The 17526-nt window shown below is 72.9% G+C and carries 14 protein-coding genes and 2 pseudogenes; 9 read left to right on the top strand and 7 right to left on the bottom strand.

All coding sequences use genetic code 11. The features are described from left to right. The first annotated feature begins 108 nt into the window (after positions 1-108). Together AL2_RS32045 and AL2_RS32040 are read left to right on the top strand one after the other, a co-directional pair. Positions 109-1839, top strand: coding sequence for an alkaline phosphatase family protein (locus AL2_RS32045; RefSeq protein WP_210748384.1), 1731 nt, complete (start codon positions 109-111; stop codon positions 1837-1839). Next, entirely contained in the window at positions 1839-3530 is a 1692-nt protein-coding gene (locus tag AL2_RS32040; protein ID WP_067640325.1) for an ArnT family glycosyltransferase, read from the top strand. Before AL2_RS32045 ends, AL2_RS32040 begins: the two co-directional genes overlap by 1 nt. Here AL2_RS32040 and AL2_RS32035 read toward each other — a convergent pair. From AL2_RS32035 to AL2_RS32025, 3 genes are all read right to left on the bottom strand, one after another. Then, positions 3509-4051 (bottom strand): carboxymuconolactone decarboxylase family protein, encoded by a 543-nt coding sequence (locus tag AL2_RS32035; protein WP_067640324.1) that lies wholly within the window; start codon positions 4049-4051, stop codon positions 3509-3511. The genes AL2_RS32040 and AL2_RS32035 overlap by 22 nt on opposite strands. Positions 4052-4108: 57 nt before the next feature. Continuing rightward, on the bottom strand, positions 4109-4924 hold the full coding sequence (locus AL2_RS32030) for an SAM-dependent methyltransferase (protein WP_067640322.1): 816 nt from the start codon (positions 4922-4924) through the stop codon (positions 4109-4111). A gap of 137 nt (positions 4925-5061) precedes the next feature. Beyond that, the gene (locus AL2_RS32025) at positions 5062-5559 is read right to left on the bottom strand and encodes an inorganic diphosphatase (RefSeq protein ID WP_067640320.1); all 498 of its coding nucleotides are present in this window, start codon (positions 5557-5559) and stop codon (positions 5062-5064) included. A 62-nt stretch (positions 5560-5621) separates the two neighbouring features. Here AL2_RS32025 and AL2_RS32020 point away from each other — a divergent pair, with 62 nt between their 5' ends. Then, a complete protein-coding gene (locus AL2_RS32020; protein WP_067640318.1) occupies positions 5622-6713 on the top strand; it encodes a maleylacetate reductase in 1092 nt (363 codons plus the stop codon). On the opposite strand, the pseudogene AL2_RS32015 reads toward AL2_RS32020, so the two are convergent. Both AL2_RS32015 and AL2_RS40285 read right to left on the bottom strand, forming a co-directional pair. Continuing rightward, a pseudogene (locus AL2_RS32015) lies at positions 6710-8110 on the bottom strand (DNA polymerase); the annotation flags it as partial. The gene AL2_RS32020 and the pseudogene AL2_RS32015 sit on opposite strands and share 4 nt — an antisense overlap. Before the next feature lie 58 nt (positions 8111-8168). Next, a pseudogene (locus AL2_RS40285) lies at positions 8169-8771 on the bottom strand (5'-3' exonuclease); the annotation flags it as partial. Between the two features lie 61 nt (positions 8772-8832). Between AL2_RS40285 and AL2_RS32010 the strand changes: the two are divergent. After that, complete coding sequence (locus AL2_RS32010) at positions 8833-9660, top strand: LLM class F420-dependent oxidoreductase (RefSeq protein WP_067640315.1); 828 nt, start codon at positions 8833-8835, stop codon at positions 9658-9660. 72 nt (positions 9661-9732) lie between these two features. On the opposite strand, the gene AL2_RS32005 is transcribed toward AL2_RS32010, so the two are convergent. Further along, complete coding sequence (locus tag AL2_RS32005) at positions 9733-11250, bottom strand: M20/M25/M40 family metallo-hydrolase (protein ID WP_067640313.1); 1518 nt, start codon at positions 11248-11250, stop codon at positions 9733-9735. A 432-nt stretch (positions 11251-11682) separates the two neighbouring features. On the opposite strand from AL2_RS32005, the gene AL2_RS32000 reads away from it, so the two are divergent. Genes AL2_RS32000 through AL2_RS31985 form a run of 4 tightly spaced genes read left to right on the top strand, consistent with a single transcriptional unit; the run spans position 11683 to position 15606 of the window. Continuing rightward, a complete protein-coding gene (locus AL2_RS32000) occupies positions 11683-14202 on the top strand; it encodes a sensor histidine kinase (RefSeq protein WP_168444720.1) in 2520 nt (839 codons plus the stop codon). Continuing rightward, entirely contained in the window at positions 14199-14639 is a 441-nt protein-coding gene (locus tag AL2_RS31995) for a roadblock/LC7 domain-containing protein (RefSeq protein WP_067640309.1), read from the top strand. The genes AL2_RS32000 and AL2_RS31995 overlap by 4 nt, the downstream gene beginning before the upstream one ends. A 6-nt stretch (positions 14640-14645) precedes the next feature. Next, positions 14646-15023, top strand: a complete 378-nt coding sequence (locus tag AL2_RS31990; RefSeq protein ID WP_067640308.1) for a DUF742 domain-containing protein — start codon at positions 14646-14648, stop codon at positions 15021-15023. Continuing rightward, the gene (locus tag AL2_RS31985) at positions 15004-15606 is read left to right on the top strand and encodes a GTP-binding protein (protein WP_083947108.1); all 603 of its coding nucleotides are present in this window, start codon (positions 15004-15006) and stop codon (positions 15604-15606) included. The genes AL2_RS31990 and AL2_RS31985 overlap by 20 nt, the downstream gene beginning before the upstream one ends. Here the strand turns inward: AL2_RS31985 and AL2_RS31980 are convergent. Beyond that, positions 15603-16193, bottom strand: a complete 591-nt coding sequence (locus AL2_RS31980; protein ID WP_067640304.1) for a TetR/AcrR family transcriptional regulator — start codon at positions 16191-16193, stop codon at positions 15603-15605. The genes AL2_RS31985 and AL2_RS31980 overlap by 4 nt on opposite strands. A 72-nt stretch (positions 16194-16265) precedes the next feature. Here AL2_RS31980 and AL2_RS31975 point away from each other — a divergent pair, with 72 nt between their 5' ends. Next, positions 16266-17408, top strand: a complete 1143-nt coding sequence (locus AL2_RS31975) for an acyl-CoA dehydrogenase family protein (RefSeq protein WP_067640302.1) — start codon at positions 16266-16268, stop codon at positions 17406-17408. The last annotated feature ends 118 nt before the right edge of the window (positions 17409-17526 follow it).

Raw genomic sequence — 17526 nt, 5'->3', positions numbered from 1 at the left:
CGAATAGATCGGAGCCACCCCCGGATCCTCGACGTTCCCGCGAGGAAATCCGCGGACCGCCGCGCACCGCCGAGGTCATCGGGGAAGGGTTGAACCGGTGGAGTGAGCGTGGACGTGCATGTGGGTGTCGCGTTCGCGGCGGGGGACCGAGCCTTGGAGGACGAGCTGACCACCGATAGCCGCACGGAGCGGGTGACAGACGAGGATGTGAAGGCCGCCGGGCGGGACGCGGGCGGCGGGCGGCGCAGGCGGGTCGCGGCCCGGGTGGTGACCGGCGCGGCGTTCCTGTTCGTGCTGGCGGCGCTGATCACGCCGGACGAGTTCGCGCTGCTGTCGCCGGGGGCGTTCGTGCGCATCCCGATCGAGGGAGTGCTCGGTGTCGGCCTGATCCTCGTGGTGCCGGGGAAGTCGCGGCGTTACACGGCGGGGACGGCGGGGGCCGTCCTGGGGCTGCTGTTCGTGCTGAAGGTGATGGACATCGGGTTCGACGCCGTGCTCGTCCGGCCTTTCGACCTGGTGCTCGACTGGCCGCTGCTGCGCCCGGCGGTGGAGTTCGTGGACGAGTCGGCCGGGCGGGGCGGGGCGATCGCCGCCGTGGTCCTCACCGTCGTGCTGACGGCCGGGGTGGTCGTGCTGATGTCGCTGTCGGCGCTGCGGCTGAGCCGCGTGGTCGCCCGGCACGACCGGACGGCGGCGCGGGCGGCGGCGGTGCTGGGGACGGTCTGGCTCGTGTGCGCCGCGCTCGGCGCGCAACTCGTCGACGGCGTGCCGGTCGCGTCCAGGAGCGCGGCGGCGCTCGCCTACGACCACGCGCGGGCGGTGCGGGCGAGCCTGAACGACCGGGAGGAGTTCGCGAAGGCCGCCGCCGTCGACAAGTTCCGCGACGCGCCCGGCGACAAGCTGCTGACGGGGCTGCGCGGCAAGGACGTCGTGCTCGCGTTCGTGGAGAGCTACGGCCGCTCGGCGGTGGAGAGCCCGCAGTACGCGCCGCAGGTCGACGCCGTCCTGGACCAGGGGTCGCAGCGGCTCCGCGACGCCGGGCTCGCCGCGCGCAGCGGCTGGCTCACCTCGTCCACGGCGGGCGGCGGCAGCTGGCTCGCGCACGCGACGCTGCTGTCCGGACTGTGGATCAACAACCAGCAGCGGTACCGGACGCTCGTGAACAGCGACCGGCTGACGCTGAACGGGGCGTTCCACAAGGCGGACTCGCGGACGGTCGCGCTGATGCCGGCGATCACGCGGGCCTGGCCGGAGGGGAAGTTCTACGGCTACGACAAGGTGTACGACGACCGGAACCTCGGGTACCGCGGCCCCCGCTTCAGCTTCGCGACGATGCCGGACCAGTACACGCTGTCGACGCTGCAGCGCACCGAACTGGCCAAGAAGGACCGTCCGCCGGTGATGGCGGAGACGGCGCTGGTGTCGAGCCACGCGCCGTGGGCGTCCATTCCGCGGCCGGTCCCGTGGGACAGGGTCGGGGACGGCTCGGTCTTCAACGGGATGGGCAAGGGCTACGACGCTCCGTGGCCGCCCGGCGGCCAGATCCGCACCGAGTACCGCAAGTCGATCGAGTACACACTGAACACCCTCGTGTCGTACATGGAGACGTACGGGAACGATAAGACGGTGCTCATCTTCCTCGGCGACCATCAACCCGCGCCGCTCATCACCGGCCCCGGCGCGAGCCGGGACGTGCCCATCACGATCGTCGCGAAGGACAAGGCCGTCATGGACAGGATCTCGGGCTGGAACTGGCAGGACGGGCTGCGGCCCGCCAAGGACACCCCGGTGTGGCCGATGAGCGCGTTCCGCGACCGCTTCCTCACCGCGTTCGGCTGATGACCGCGGTCGGGGAGCCCGCGGCGCCTCCCGGCGAGGCGCCGGCCGCCCGGTTCCGGGTGCCGCGCCGGCACCGGCGATGGCTGCTCGGGGCCGTCGTGGCGGCGCTGCTGGCGCAGCTGGCGTTCGCGCTGGCCTCCACGGCCGTGGCGCAGTCCCCGACGATCGACGAGCCCGTGTACATCGGCACGGGCGTCACCTACCTGCGCGAACACGATCTCCGGTACAACCCGGAGCATCCGCCGCTCGCCAAGATCCTCATCGGGGCGGGGGCGGTGGCCGGCGGCGCCCGCCTGGACGCGTCCTACGCCGGGACGCAGCAGCACGTCGGCCGGCACCTCCTGTACGAGTCGGGCAATGACGCGCAGCGGGTGCTGCTCGCGGCGCGGCTGCCGGTCATCGTCCTGACGGTGCTGTTCGGGCTGGTCGTGTTCGCGTTCGCCCGCGACCTCACCGGCCCGGCCGGCGGCGTGGCGGCGCTCGCCCTCTACGCGTTCTCCCCCGACGTGATCGCGCACGGGTCGCTGGCGACGCTCGACGTGCCGACGGCCGGTTTCCTGCTGACGTCGGTGTGGCTGGTGTGGCGGGCGCGGCGGCGGCCGCGGCTCTACGTCCCGCTCTCCGGGGTGGCGCTGGGCGCGGCCGTGGCGACGAAGATGAGCGCGTTGCCCGCCGTGCCGGTGCTCCTGGCCCTGGCGGCCGTGCCGGTCTGGTCGTCGCGGCGGTCCCGGGGCGCCGGACGGCCCGTCGCGGCCGGCCTGCTCTCGGCGGTGGGCGCCGGCGTGCCGGCCATCGCGGTCGTGTGGGCGGCGTACCTGGCCGTCGATCCGCGGCTGCGGTGGACGACCCCGGCGGATGTCCCGGCGATCGGCGGGGCGCGCGGGACGGCCGCCGGCCTGCTGCCCTTCCCGGCGCCGTTCCGGGACGGGATGCGCGTCCAGTTCGGCTTCGAGGATCTGAGGTGGACGAGCTTCCTGTTCGGCCACACCTACCAGGGCTCCCACTGGTACTACCTGCCGGCCGCGCTGCTGGTGAAGACGCCGCTCGGGATGCTCGCCCTGTGGGCGGCGGGGGTCGCCGCGATGGCGCTGCTGCCCCGGCTGCGGCCCGCCGCGCCGTACGTCCTCGCGCCCGCCGCGGTGCTGCTGGCGGTGGCGATGACCGGGCACCGCGACCTCGGCGTCCGGTACGCGATCTTCATCCCGATGTTCCTCGCGGTGGCGGCGGCCGGGGCGACCGTCCTCCGGTGGCGGTGGGCGAAGGCCGCGGCCGGCGTGCTCGTGCTGTTCGTCGCGGTCAGTTCGCTGCGGGCCTGGCCGTACTACCTGCCGTACTCCAACGAGGCGTTCGGCGGGCCGTCCAAGACGCACCTGTACCTGCACGACTCCAACGTCGACTGGGGCCAGGATCTCGGGCGGCTCGCCGACCGCCTCCACGACCGGCACCCCGGCGAGCAGGTCTGGCTCGCCTACAAGGGCAGTGGCGTGCCGTCGTACTACGGCATCCACGCGTCCGACCCGCTCGCCGTGCCCCCGGACCGGGTGCGCGGCCTGCTGGTGGTGTCCGACAGCTGGATCGCGAAGGACGATCCGCGGCTGGCCCCGCTGGTCGCCTCCAGCGAGGAGATCGGCGAGGTCGGCCACTCCATCACGATCTTCCGCCGGCCCGCTCAGCCCGGGACGCTCCCGTAGCCGTGGACGACGAGCCGCTCGGCCATCCGGGCGTACGCGGCCGGGTCCTCCGGGGCGCTGGTCGCCAGGCCGTCCACGTACCGGTTGTACATGCAGAACGCGGCGGCGACGAGCACGGCGTCGTGGATCTCGACGTCCGTGGCGCCGGCCTCGCGCGCCGCGGCGATGTGCGCGTCACCGACCTCCCGGCCGCCCCGCTGCACGGCGGCGGCGATGGCGAGGAGCGCCCTGAGCTTGGCGGACACCGGCGCGGCCGCGGGATCGGCGTGCACCTGCCGGACGAGCGCCGTCCCGCCGGTCAGCTGCGCGGCCGCGCACGCGCCGTGGGACGACGAGCAGAACCGGCAGCCGTTCAGCTCGGACACGTAGGCGGCGATCAGCTCCCGCTCACCGCGTTCGAGCGGGCTCGGGCCGCGCAGCAGGGCCTCGGCGAGCGCGCTCAGCGGCCCCGCCGTCTCGGGCCGGAACCGGAGCAGGGACGGCAGCCCGGGAATGTTCTCGTCCAATTCGATATGCGCCACGGACTGCCTCCGGAGGAACGGTGTCGGATAATGCCTCCGATCCTCCACCGAACGCCATCAGGCGGATAGTTTTCTCGCCACTCCACAGAAGGTCATGGTCTCGTGCGGCTCGCCCCACGGATTGGGTTCGGGACGCCACTGGGAACACGACACGATTCCGGGCTCGACCAATTCCAGGCCGTCGAGCAGCGCCTCGATCTCCGTGCTGGTCCGGGCCTTGAGCGGATGCGGGGTGCCGCTCTCGTTCCACGCCTTGACGGCGGTGTGCGTGACGTCCACGTCCAGGCAGGCGTGCGACAGCGCCACGAAACTGCCGGGCGCGAGCGCGCCGACGAGCCGTTTCAGGATGCTCCGCGCCTCGTCGTCGTCGGTGATCAGGTGCAGCAGCGCGAGCATCATCAGCGCCACCGGCCTCCCGAAGTCGAGCGTCGCCGAAGCCTCCTCGAGAATGCGGTCGGGGTCGCGGACGTCGGCGTCGATGTAGCTGGTCACGCCCTCCGGGGAGCTGGTGAGGAGCGCGCGCGCGTGGACCAGCACGAGCGGATCGTTGTCGACGTAGACGATGCGCGACTCCGGAGCCACCCGCTGCGCGATCTCGTGGGTGTTGTCGGCGGTCGGGAGCCCGGTGCCGATGTCGAGGAACTGGCGCACGCCCTCCTCGCCCGCGAGGTGGCGGACGCACCGGCCGAGGAACAGCCGGTCGGTGCGGGCGGCGGCGACGATGCCGGGGACCTGCCGCGCGACCTTCTCCCCCGCCATCCGGTCGATCTCGTAGTGGTCCTTGCCGCCGAGCCAGTAGTCCCAGACGCGCGCCGACACCGGGCGGTCCGCGCGGATCCCGTCGTCCGCGCTCCCCCTGCCAGCGGTGCTCATGCGGTCTCACCTCCGGATACCGGGCGGTACCCGCCCTGGGCGGATCTCGACGCTACACGCCCGGTCGCGGCCCCGGCGGGTGAGGTCCGTCACGGTGGAGCGGCGGGCGGCGGGCGGCGGGCGGCGGGCGGCGGCGGTCAGGCCGTGGCGCCGCCCGTCGTGCGGGCGCGCTCGGCGGCCTCGGTGATGGTGCGGTCGGCGACCTGGCGGTCCTGCCAGCCGCGCACGTCGGAGGACTTGCCCGGTTCAAGGCTCTTGTAGATGTCGAAGAAGTGCGCGATCTCGTCGAGGATGTGCTCCTGCACGTCGGACAACTCGTTGATCCCGGCGTAGCGGACGTCCCGGGACGGGACGGTGAGGACCTTGGCGTCCGGCCCCTTCTCGTCGAGCATCCAGAACACGCCGATGCTGCGGACGGTGACCTGGCAGCCGGGGAACGTGGGCTCCTCCAGCAGCACCATCGCGTCCAGCGGGTCGCCGTCCTCGGCGCAGGTGTCCGGGATGTAGCCGTAGTCGTGCGGGTACCGGGTCGCCGTGAACAGCAGCCGGTCGAGCCGGATGCGGCCGAGCCCGTGGTCCATCTCGTACTTGTTGCGCGATCCGCCGGGGATCTCGACGATCATCTCGATCTCCATGGGTACCTCCCCTTCCGCGGACCCTACCCGCCGGGAGAGCGGGTGATCGTAGGGTCGGGCGCATGGATGCGCTGCGATTCGCCTACCGGCCGCTCCCCGTGCGGGTCGTCTTCGGCGACGGCGTGCTCGGGGACCTGCCCGCCGAGGTGGCCGCGCTCGGCCTGTCCCGGGTGCTCGTCCTGTCGACGCCGGGGCGGCGCGCGGACGCCGAACGCGCCGCGTCGGCGCTGGGTGCGCGGGCCGCGGGCGTCCACGCCGGCGCCGTGATGCACGTCCCGGCGGAGGCGGCGGCCGAGGCGTGCCGGGTCGCCGCGTCGGCGGGGGCGGACGGCCTGGTCTCCTTCGGCGGCGGATCGGCGGCCGGCCTGGCCAAGGCGGTCGCCAGGGAGACGGGGCTACCGATCGTGGCCGTCCCCACGACGTACGCCGGGTCGGAGATGACGCCGACGTGGGGCATGACGGAGGACGGCGTCAAGCGCACCGGGCGCGATGAGCGCGTCCTCGCCCGGACGGTGCTCTACGACCCGTCCCTGACGCTGGGGCTGCCGCCGGCGGTGTCGGCGGCGTCGGCGATGAACGCGATGGCGCACGCCGTCGAGGCGCTCTACGCGCCGGACGCCTCGCCGGTCGTCTCGCTGATGGCGGAGGAGGCGGTGCGGGTGCTGGCCGGGGCGCTGCCCGAGGTCGTCCGGGCCCCCCGCGGCCTGCCCGCGCGGACCCGCGCCCTGTACGGGGCGTGGCTGTGCGGGACGTGCCTGAGCGCCACGACGATGGGGCTGCACCACAAGCTGTGCCACATCCTCGGCGGGTCGCTGAACCTGCCGCATGCGGAGACGCACACCGTCCTGCTGCCGCACGCCCTCGCCTACAACGCCCCCGCCGCGCCGGCCGCCGTGGAGGTGCTCCAGCGGGCACTCGGACGGGACGATCCCGCCCGTGCGCTGTGGGACCTGTCCGGTGCGCTGGGTCTGCCGCGTTCGCTCAGCGATTTGGGCGCCGACCCCGCTCACCTGGACGATGCCGTCGCGCGGGCCACCGGAGGCGGCATCGGAGGCGGCATCGGAGGCGGCATCGCCAACCCGCGCCCGGTGGAGGACGCGGGGGTCCGGTCTCTGCTCCGCGACGCGTGGGAGGGCCGCCCGCCGAGCCGCTAGTGGGCGGCGGCGTTCCAGTCGGCGCCGGCGCCGATGGCGACCTCCAGGCCGACGGTCAGCGGGTAGGCGGCCGTCATCCGGTCGCGGACGATCTTCTCCACGGCGTCCCGCTCGCCCGGCGCCACTTCCAGGACGATCTCGTCGTGCACCTGGAGCAGCAGCCGGCTGCGCAGCCCGGCGGCGGTGAGCGCCCCGTCCACCCGCAGCATCGCGATCTTGACGATGTCGGCGGCCGAGCCCTGGATCGGCGCGTTCAGCGCCATCCGCTCGGCCGTCTCGCGGCGCTGCCGGTTGTCGCTGGTCAGGTGGGGCAGGTAGCGGCGGCGGCCGAGGATCGTCCGGGTGTAGCCGGTGGCGCGGGCCTCGGCGACGACATGGCCGAGGTAGTCGCGGACGCCGCCGAGCCGCGCGAAGTAGGCGTCCATCAGCGGGCGCGCCTCCGCCATCGGGATGCCGAGCTGCTTGGCCAGCCCGAACGCCGACAGCCCGTACGCCAGCCCGTACGACATCGCCTTGATCTTGCGGCGCATCTCGGGGGTGACGGCGTCCGGGGCGACCTGGAAGACCTGAGCCGCCATCGTCGCGTGCAGGTCCTCGCCGGACTCGAACGCGGCCAGCAGCGTCGGGTCCTGGGAGAGGTGCGCCATGACGCGCAGTTCGAGCTGGCCGTAGTCGGCCGTCAGCAGCGACTCGAACCCGGCGCCGGGCCGGAAGGCGCGGCGGATGCGCCGCCCCTCTTCGGTGCGGACGGGGATCACCTGCAGGTTCGGCTCGGTGGAGGTGAGCCGCCCGGTCGCGGCGACGGTCTGCTGGAACGTGGTGTGGATCCGGCCGTCCGCGCCGATCTCGCGGATCAGCCCGGCGACCGTGGTGCGCAGCCGCGCCTGGTCGCGGTGGCGCAGGAGCACCTCCGGGAGGCCGTTCCCGGTCTGGGTCGCGAGCCAGGTCAGCGCGTCCACGTCGGTGGAGTGCCCCGACTTGATCTTCTTGGTCCTGGGCAGGTTCAGCTCGCCGAACAGGACCTCCTGGAGCTGCTTGGTCGAGCCGGGGTTGAAGCGGCGCCCGGCGATCTCGGCGGCCTCGTCGGCGGCGCGCTCCATCGCGTCGGCGAAATGGCGCTCCAGCTCGTCCAGGAGGCCGGCGTCCACGTGGATCCCGGCGCGTTCGGCGCGGGCGAGCAGGTCCGACAGCGGCAGCTCGACGTCGCGGAGGACCTCGTCCATGCCGGTGGACGCGAGGTCGGCCGCGAACGTCCCGGCCAGGTCGAGGACGGCGCGGGCGCTCAGCATCAGCCCCGCCGCGCCGCCGTCCGGCGGGCGGCGGCCCAGGTGGCGGCCCGCGAGGTCGGCGATCCCGTAGGCGGCCAGGCCGGGCAGCAGCAGGTAGGCGGCCATCGCGGCCGAGCAGCTCGTCGAGGGACCCGAACTCGCGGACCCACTTCGCGGCCGTCTTCTCCCCGATGCCGGGGATGCCCGGCAGGTTGTCGGACGGGTCGCCGCGCAGGGCGGCGAAGTCCGGGTACTGCGCAGGGGTCAGCCCGTACTTCTCCTCCACCGCCTCGGGCGTGTAGCGGATCATCTCCGCGGCCGTCCGGTAGAAGTACAGGACGGTGACGCCGTCGCTGACGAGCTGGAGGGCGTCACGGTCGCCGGTGACGATCAGCACGGTCATGCCGTCCGCCTCCGCCGCCGTCGCGAGCGTCGCGATCACGTCGTCGGCCTCGTAGCCGGGCGCCCGCAGCACCGGCAGGCTCATCGCCGCGAGCAGCCGGTCCAGGACGGCGAGCTGGTCGCCGAACTCCGCCGGCGACCGCGCCCGGGTCGCCTTGTACGCCGGGAACGCCTCGGTGCGGAACGTCCGCCGCGACACGTCGAACGCGACGGCCGCGTGCGTCGGGCGCTCGTCCCGCAGCACGTTGGCCAGCATGTTCGCGAACCCGTACACGGCGTTGGTCGGCTGCCCGCCCGTGGTGCTGAAGTTCTCCACCGGAAGCGCGTAGAAGGCCCGGTAGGCCAGCGAGTGGCCGTCCAGGAGCAGCAGGCGGGGCCGGTCGGTCATGTCTCAATCCTGGCACCGGGGAAGGAGGCATGAAACGGCCGCACGAGGTGTTGGGGGCGACATGGACAAGATCGAACTGGGCCGGCTCGGAATCTGGCGGCCGTGGAGCGCACTGGACGCCGACCTGGCCAAGGACGTCGAGGACCTCGGCTACGGCGCGATCTGGATCGGCGGCTCGCCGCGCGGCGACCTGAGGATCGCCGAGCGGCTGCTCGCGGCCACCGACCGGATCGTGATCGCGACCGGCATCGTGAACATGTGGGCCACGCCGGCCGAGGAGGTCGCGGCGTCCTACCACCGGCTCAACGACGCGCACGGCGGGCGGTTCCTGCTCGGCGTCGGCATCGGCCATCCGGAGGCGACGCAGGAGTACCGCAGCCCGTACGACACGATCGTCCGGTATCTGGACGACCTGGACGCCGCGGACGTCCCGGCCGCGGGACGGGTCCTGGCGGCGCTCGGGCCGAAGGTGCTGCGGCTGGCGGCGGAGCGCACAGCGGGCGCTCACCCGTACTTCACCACGCCCGAGCACACCCGGGAGGCGCGGGCGACGCTGGGCGCGGGCCCGCTGCTCGTCCCCGAGCAGAAGGTGGTGCTCGACACCGACACCGGGCGCGCCCGCGCGCTGGCCCGGGAGACGGCCACGATGTACCTCGGGCTCCGCAACTACGTGAACAGCTTCAAGCGGCTGGGCTTCACCGACGAGGACGTGGCGGGCGGCGGCAGCGACGCGCTGGTGGACGCGCTGATCGCACACGGCGACGCGGCGGCGCTGGCCGCGCGGGTGGCCGGGCACCTGGACGCCGGCGCCGACCAGGTCGCCGTCCAGGTGCTGGGCGAGGACGACCCGCGCCCCGCGCTGCGCGGGATCGCCGAGTCGCTCGCGTAGGACGGGTGCCCGCGTGAAAGGGTGCGGGACGCGCCCGGAGAGCCGGGCGCGTCCCGCACGGAATGACGGGCGTCAGCGGGTCGCGTAGCCGCCGATCTTCTCCGGCGCGATGCGCTTCCCGGCCTGTGCCGGGGCGCGCCTGGCCAGCTCGTTGCCGTTGACCGTCAGCGTGCTGTGCGCGAACAGCTGCGTGACCGCGGCGGTGGCGTCGATCATGTGGTCGAAGCCTGTGAGGTTCACGTTGTCGTAGCGGTCGCACACCGAGTGGTAGCAGGGGTCGTAGGCCACCCCGGCGGTGCCGCCGTAGATCTTCGCCTGCTCGGGCGTCTTGATGCCCTCGGCGCCGGTGAAGACCCCGCCGGCGGGGATGCCCGCGGTGATGAAGGCGTTGTAGTCGGACCGCCCGTTGAACGGCGTCGGGTCGGTGGCGAGGCCGCGCCCGGCGAAGTAGTCGTTGAACGCCTTCTCGATCGCGCCGGACCCGGCCGGCGGCTCGACGTTGTTCTCGCCCGCGCTGTCATCGCCGTCGTAGACGAAGTTCACGTAGTTGGGCGAGGCGAGCATGTCGAAGTCCAGCATCAGCGCGATCTTGTCGCGCTCGGCCTGCGGCAGGTTGTCGACGTAGTACTGGGAGCCGAGCAGGCCCTCCTCCTCGGCGCCCCAGAACGCGAACCGCACCTTGTTGCGGACCTTGGGGCCGAGCTTGCCGATCTGCTTCGCCATCTCCAGCAGCGTCGCGGTGCCGGAGCCGTCGTCGTTGATGCCGGGGCCCGCGGTGACGCTGTCGTTGTGGGCGCCGACGACCACGACGTTGTCGGCGCGCCCGCGCTTGGTGTCGGCGACGACGTTGGCGGCCTCGCGCTTGTCGTTGAGCGTGTCGGTCTTCACGCGCAGCGTCACGCCGCCGTCGTTCGCCTGGTCGACCAGGGCCCTGCCGACGGCGTTGGTCGGGCCGATCACCGGGATGCCGTACGGCGTGGTCAGCGTGCCCGCGACGGGGCCCGGCTGGTCGGGGAGCTGGTAGATGACCACCGCGGACGCGCCGGCGGCGATGGCGTTGTCGGTCTTCAGCGAGAAGAAGCAGCCGCCGCGCTGGATCAGCGCGATGTGGCCCGCCGGGAAGCCGGTGAAGTCGTCGGCCTCGCACCCGCTGCCGAGCCCGGTCGCGTCCGAGTCGACGGGCGTCGCGGCGGCGGTGACGTCGCCCGACCCGGAGTACTGCATGGTCGCGAAGTCGGTGTCCGGCGCGAACGTCTTCTGCTCGGGCGCGGTCTCGGCGAAGACCGGCTCGGAGTTCTCCTGCCAGAAGTCGAACGTGAAGTTCTGGACCGTGGGGCGGTACCCCGCCCGCTTGAGCTGGTCCGCGAGGTACTTGATGGTGATCTTGTTGCCGGGGAGCCCGGCGGCCCGGTTGCCGCCGTTGGCGTCCGCGATCTTCTGCAGGTTCAGCTGGTGGTGGCGGACGTTCTTCAGCGTGACCAGCCTGGCCAGCTTGGAGTGGGCCGGGTCGGCCGCCTGGGCCGGCACCGCGGCCAGGGTGGCGGCTGCGAGCGACAGCCCGGTGAGGGTTGCGAGCGCGGCTCTGCGCATGACCAAGTCTCCGTTTGTGGGGGGACGAAGCAACCCGAAGCCTGACACGCGTCAATTCACGCAACAAGACACGACTGTGCATCAAAACGGCCAATATTGGTCTCTTTCTGCCCTTGTTTCACAAGATCGACCTTCATCCCACGATTACCGTCCGTTCCGGCGGCGTCCACGGCTCGTGTCGATCATGATTGCCGCCCCCGGAACGCATTCCCCGAGGTCAGCACGGAATGGCGACCCATGGAAACGCACTGACCTGCGGAAACGTCGACGGGTTCGGACCGGGGCGGGGATACTCGCCCGCCGGCCCCAGTGCCGCGCACCACATTCCGCCGGACGCAAGTTCCAGCAGGTGAGACCGCTGGCTGCGGACAAAACGGCATGAGTATGCTTCGTCACCCTTGCAGGTGGCCGCCGACGATCAGGAGTGGGCCGTTGTCGAGTCCCGAACAGGTGCACAGATCCCACGGGCGTCCGCACACGCGTCCGATCGGCCGGCGGATCGTCGTGCTCCTGGCGATCCCGCTCGTATCGCTCGTGGCCTTGTGGGCGTTCTCGGCCGTCCCCGCACTGAGCGACGCGCTGGAACGGCTCCAATACGCCGAAAACCACGACCGGGTCGGCCAGCCGTCCAACCTCGCCATGCAGGCGGTCCAGGAGGAGCGCGCCGCCGCGGTCGGCGCGCTGACCTCGCCGTCCACCGCGACCACGCAGAAGTTCCGGGACGCGGTCGCCAAGACCGAGCACGCGGCGGCGGCCTTCCGCAAGTCGGCGCTCTCCCCCGAGGCCACCAGGAACGTGGCCGAGGGCGGGCTCCAGCGCACCCGGAACGTCGGCAACCAGTTCGACCAGCTGGCCAGCATCCGGTCGCAGATCACCGCGCAGAACGTCTCGGTGCTCGAAGCCATCAACGCCTACAGCGCCGCCTTCGACAACACGGTCCGGCTGATCTCCACGCTGGTGAGCATCAACGACATCGACGTCTACCAGCAGACCAACGGCGTCCTCTACATGTACTGGGCGCGCGACTTCATGCTGCGCGAGGACCTGCTGCTGACCAGCCTCCGCGGCCGGCTGAAGTCCGGCGGCCGCGCCGCCTTCGCCCAGTGGGCGGGCACCCGCGCCGAGCTGGTCGACCTCGGCCAGATGGGGCTCAGCGGGAGCATCGCGCAGACCATGGGCGGGCTGGTGAACTCCCCCGCCTACGCCGACTTCGTCCGGCTGGAGGACGCCATCGTCCAGCAGGGCAAGGCCCCCGACCCGCAGCGGTGGCAGGCGGCCACCAAGGCGGCCGGGCAGGTGTGGCTCGGCACCACCTACAAGGCCGGCGAACAGCTCCAGCACGACGAGATCGAGCCCGCCGGCAACCGGATCATGCTGCGGGTGTATCTGGCGGGCGGCGTCGGGCTGCTCGCCGTCATCGCCTCCATCGCGCTGTCGCTGCTGTTCGCCCGCCGGCACGCCGGCGAGCTGCGGCGGCTGCAGCGGTCGGCGCAGGAGCTGGCGAACGAGCGGCTGCCCCGCGTCGTCGCGCGGCTGCGGCGCGGCGAGCGGGTCGACCTGGAGGCCGAGACGCCCCGTCCCGCCGCCGGGAAGACCCGCGAGGTCGCCCTGGTCAGCGAGGCGTTCGAGACCGTCCAGCGGCAGGCGATCAGGACCGCGATCGGCGAGGCGGAGCTGCGCGCCAGCATCAACAGGGTCTTCGTCAACCTGTCGTGGCGCAGCCAGTCGCTGCTGCACCGGCAGCTGCGGCTGCTGGACCAGATGGAGCGGCGCGCCTCCAGCCCCGAGGAGCTGGACGACCTGTTCCGCCTCGACCACCTCACGACCCGCATGCGGCGGCACGCCGAGGGCCTGGTCATCCTGTCCGGCTCGCCGACCGTCCGCGCGTGGGACCACCCGGTCGCCGCCGAGGACGTGGTGCGCGCCGCGATCGCCGAGGTGGAGGACTACACCCGCATCGAGGTGACCGGCGCGTCGTCGGCCGCGGTCACCGGCGACGTGGTCGCCGACGTCATCCACCTCCTCGCCGAGCTGATCGAGAACGCCACCGCCTACTCGCCGCCGACGACCGAGGTCACCGTCAAGGTCGAGACCGTCGCCAACGGGCTCGCGGTGGAGGTCGTCGACCGCGGCATCGGCCTGCACCCCGACGAGCTCAACGCGCTCAACCAGCGGCTCGCCAACGCCGTCGAGTTCGACCTCGTCGACACCGAGCGGCTCGGCCTGTTCGTCGTCGCGCGGCTGGCGGCCCGGCACGACATCAGGGTCTCCCTGCAGCCCTCGGCGTACGGGGGGACGACCGCGATCGTCCTGATGCCGCACTCCCTCGTGGTCATGGACGAGCAGTGGGAGGCGATCGGCGGCGGGGCGACGGTGACGCAGCCCGTCGCGTCCGGGTCGGGCGCGCCGCGGCTCGGCCGCCCGATCCGTCCCGCGCTGCCCGGCCCGGCCGGGCGCCCGCCGCGGCACGGCCCGCCGGACGCGCCGCCCCCGGTGTCCTTCAACGGCCCGCCGGCCTCGTACGAGCCGCCGGGCTCCTTCGACGCCCCCGGCTCCTTCGACGCCCCCGGCTCCTTCGACGCGCCGGGCTCCTTCGATTCGGCGGCCGCCTACGATCCGCCGGTGTCGTTCGAGCCGCCCGGGCATGCCAATGGCCGGACCCGGCCGCGGGCCGCGGATCCGGAACCGGAACCGGCCGAGGCGGAGGACAGCGAGGCCACCGGCCGGCTTCCGCGCCGGGTGCGGCAGCGCAACCTCGCCCCTCAGCTGCGCAAACGCACGGCGGGGGCGCGGGCGGAGCCGGCCGCGCGGCCGGACGAGGACTTCGATGAGCCGAGTCCGGAACTCAGCCGCGATCTGATGGCCTCGCTACAGTCTGGTTGGCTGCGCGGCAGGGTCGCCGACGATGAACCGGGCGATCTCGATCCACGCGATGAATGGGGGGAATCATGACGCGGCAGGGCCACGCCACCGGCGAGCTCGACTGGCTGCTCGAAGATCTGGTGCAACGGGTCGGCGAGGTCCGCCAGGCCGTCCTGCTGTCCCGGGACGGGCTGGTCATGGGCGCCTCGGGGGACGTCACCCGCAAGGACGCCGAGTTCCTCGCGGCGCTCTCGTCGGGCTTCCACAGCCTCGCCAACGGCGCCCGCGAGCACTTCCAGGCCAAGCAGGTGCGGCAGACGGTGGTGGAGCTGGACGACAAGCTGTTCTTCGTCATGCCGGCCGGCAACGGCAGCTGCCTGGCGGTGCTCAGCGACGCCGGCGGCAACGCCGGCCTCGTCGCCTACGAGACCACCATGCTCATCAAGCGGGTGCGGCGGGCGCTGTCGGCGGCGCCGCGCGCCGCCGGGTCCGAGAGCGCGTCGCTGCAGCCGGGTGCCTCGGGCTGAGCGGCCGTGGAGACTCCGAGAGAGCGCTGGATCGGGCGGGACGCGGGCCCGGTCGTCCGGCCGTACGCGATGACCCGGGGGCGCACCCGCCCCCGCGGGCTCGTCATCGACCTGGTGACGATCCTGGTCTCGACCGGCCGCACCCCGGGCGACCGGGTGTGGCTGTCCCGCGAGCAGCGGCGGCTGCTGGAGCTGTGCCGGCAGCCGTCGACCCCGGCCGACCTGGCCTCGGAGACCGACCTGCCGTTCCGGGTGGTGCAGATCCTGCTGGAGGACCTGCACCAGTACGGCCTGATCCAAGAGGTCCAGCAGGCGGCGGAGCCGTCCGACCGTCCCGACCCCCGCATCCTGATGAGAGTGCTCGATGAACTTCGCCGCCTCTAACCCGTCCATGACGCCGTACGCGCCGGACGACGACGTTCCCGCGCACACGCTGAAAATACTGGTGGCAGGTGGTTTCGGGGTCGGCAAGACGACCCTGGTCGGCGCGGTGAGCGAGATCCGCCCGCTGCGCACCGAGGAGACCCTCACCGACGCCTCCGTCGGGGTGGACGACCTCGGCGGCGTGGAGAGCAAGACGACCACGACCGTCGCGATGGACTTCGGCCGGCTGACGTTCTCCGGCGGCGTCCGGCTGTACCTGTTCGGGACGCCCGGCCAGGAGCGGTTCTGGTTCATGTGGGACCAGATCTCCTACGGCGCGGTCGGCGCGATCGTGCTCGTCGACACCCGGCGGCTCACCTCCAGCTTCGCGTCCATCGACTTCTTCGAGCAGCGGGAGATCCCGTTCGTCGTCGCCGCGAACCAGTTCGACGGCGCCCGCCGCTACAGCGTCGACGAGATCCGCGAAGCCCTCGACGTCGACCCGGACGTGCCCGTCCTGATGTGCGACGTGCGGAGCCGGGAGGTGGCGCGGGGCGTGCTGGTCGCGCTGGTCGAGCACGCCCTCCAGACGTCCCAGAACTAGCCGGCCGCCATCCGGGCGACGATCAGGGACGCGAGCGCGGCGTAGGCGGCGGAGTCGTCCAGCCCCGTCTGCGCCTTGATCTCGCCGCGGTGGATCGACTCCATCACCTGCCCGGCGACCGCGCCGGCGAACGCCGCGTCCGCGTCCGCGGCGGCCTCCCGGACGAGGCCCTGCACGCGCCGGACCGCGAACCGCGTGTTCTCCTTGTAGATCTCGCGGGCCGGGGCGAACGCGTCCAGGTCGGCGAAGAACGCGGGCGACGCCGGGGCCAGCTCCGCGGAGATCGCGCGCAGGTAGGCGCCGACCCGCTCGCGCGGATCGGTGCCCGCGTCGAGGGCGGCCTCCACCCGCTCGGTCGCGCGGCGGAAGAACGCGCGGACGACCGCCGTGATGATCTGCTCGCGGCTCGCCGCCACCGAGTACAGCGTGCTCTTCGAGCAGCGCAGCAGGGCGGCCAGGTCGGCGACGCCCAGCTCGGCGAACCCGCGGTCGAGGAAGACGTCCATGAGCCGCCCGATCAGCGCCTCCCGCCGCCGCGCCGCCCGCGTGAGGCGCTCGTCCACCGCCCGTCCGGCCACCGGGGTCATGGCCGCGACAGTACCAAATGGCGTTCGCCGGTACTCTGTTTGGTACTGTTCGGTTGCCGAAAGGAGCCGCTCATGCCCGCCACCCGGCACCTGCCGACCCCGGAGTCCGAGGACCTGGTCGCACTCACCCGCGACATCGCGGCCAAGGAGCTGGCGCCCGGCGCCGCCTCCGCCGAGCGCACCGGCACGTTCCCGCGCGAGGTGTTCACGACGCTCGGCCGGGCGGGCCTCCTGACGCTGCCGTACCCGGAGGAGTTCGGCGGCGGCGACCAGCCGTACGAGATCTACCTCCAGGTCCTGGAGGAGATCGGCGCGGTCTGGGCGAGCGTCGGCGTCGGCGTCAGCGTCCACGCGCTGTCCTGCTTCCCCTTGTTCGCCTACGGCACCGACGAGCAGCGCGCGGAGTGGCTCCCCGGCATGCTGTCCGGCGAGCGGCTCGGCGCGTACTGCCTCTCCGAGGCGCACGCCGGCTCCGACCCCGCCGCGATGCGCGCCAAGGCCGTCCGGGACGGCGGCTCCTACGTCCTCAACGGCGCCAAGGCGTGGACGACCCACGGCGGCAAGGCCGACTTCTACACCGTCATGGCCCGCACCTCCGACGACGGCCCGCGCGGCATCTCCTGCTTCCACGTCCCCGCCGGCACCCCCGGCCTGGAGTTCGACGAGCCCGAGGACAAGATGGGCCTGATGGGCTCCACCACGGCGACGGTCCGCCTGGTGGACGCCCGCGTCCCCGCCGGCAACCTCATCGGCCACGAGGGCCAGGGCCTGTCCATCGCCCTCGCCGGGCTCGACGCCGGCCGCCTCGGCATCGCCGCCGTCGCCACCGGCCTCGCCCAGGGCGCGCTCGACCACGCCGTCGCCTACGCCAAGCAGCGCGAGGCGTTCGGCAAGGCGATCATCGAGCACCAGGGGCTCGCGTTCGTCCTCGCCGACATGGCCGCCGCGATCGAGTCGGCCCGCGCGACCTACCTCTCCGCCGCCCGCCTGAAGGACGCGGGCCGCCCCTACGGCCGCGAGGCGTCCATCGCCAAGCTGGTCGCCACCGACAACGCCATGAAGGTCACCACCGACGCCGTCCAGGTCCTCGGCGGCGCCGGCTACACCCGCGACTTCCCGGTGGAGCGCTTCATGCGCGAGGCGAAGGTCATGCAGATCTTCGAGGGCACCAACCAGATCCAGCGCCTCGTCATCTCCCGCCACCTCGCCCGCTGACTCACCCGCCGACCCGCCCGCCCCGCCGACCCGCCCGCGCCGCCGCCCGGCGCGTCAGCCGACCCGGGGCATCTGTACGACAGGTCACGGAAATCATCCGTACGGACGCTTACGGTCG

The organism is Actinomadura latina NBRC 106108 (assembly GCF_001552195.1).
GTDB classification, from domain to species: Bacteria; Actinomycetota; Actinomycetes; order Streptosporangiales; family Streptosporangiaceae; genus Spirillospora; species Spirillospora latina.
Note: the sequence above shows the minus strand (reverse complement) of the source record. Positions and strands in the feature narration are given on the sequence as shown.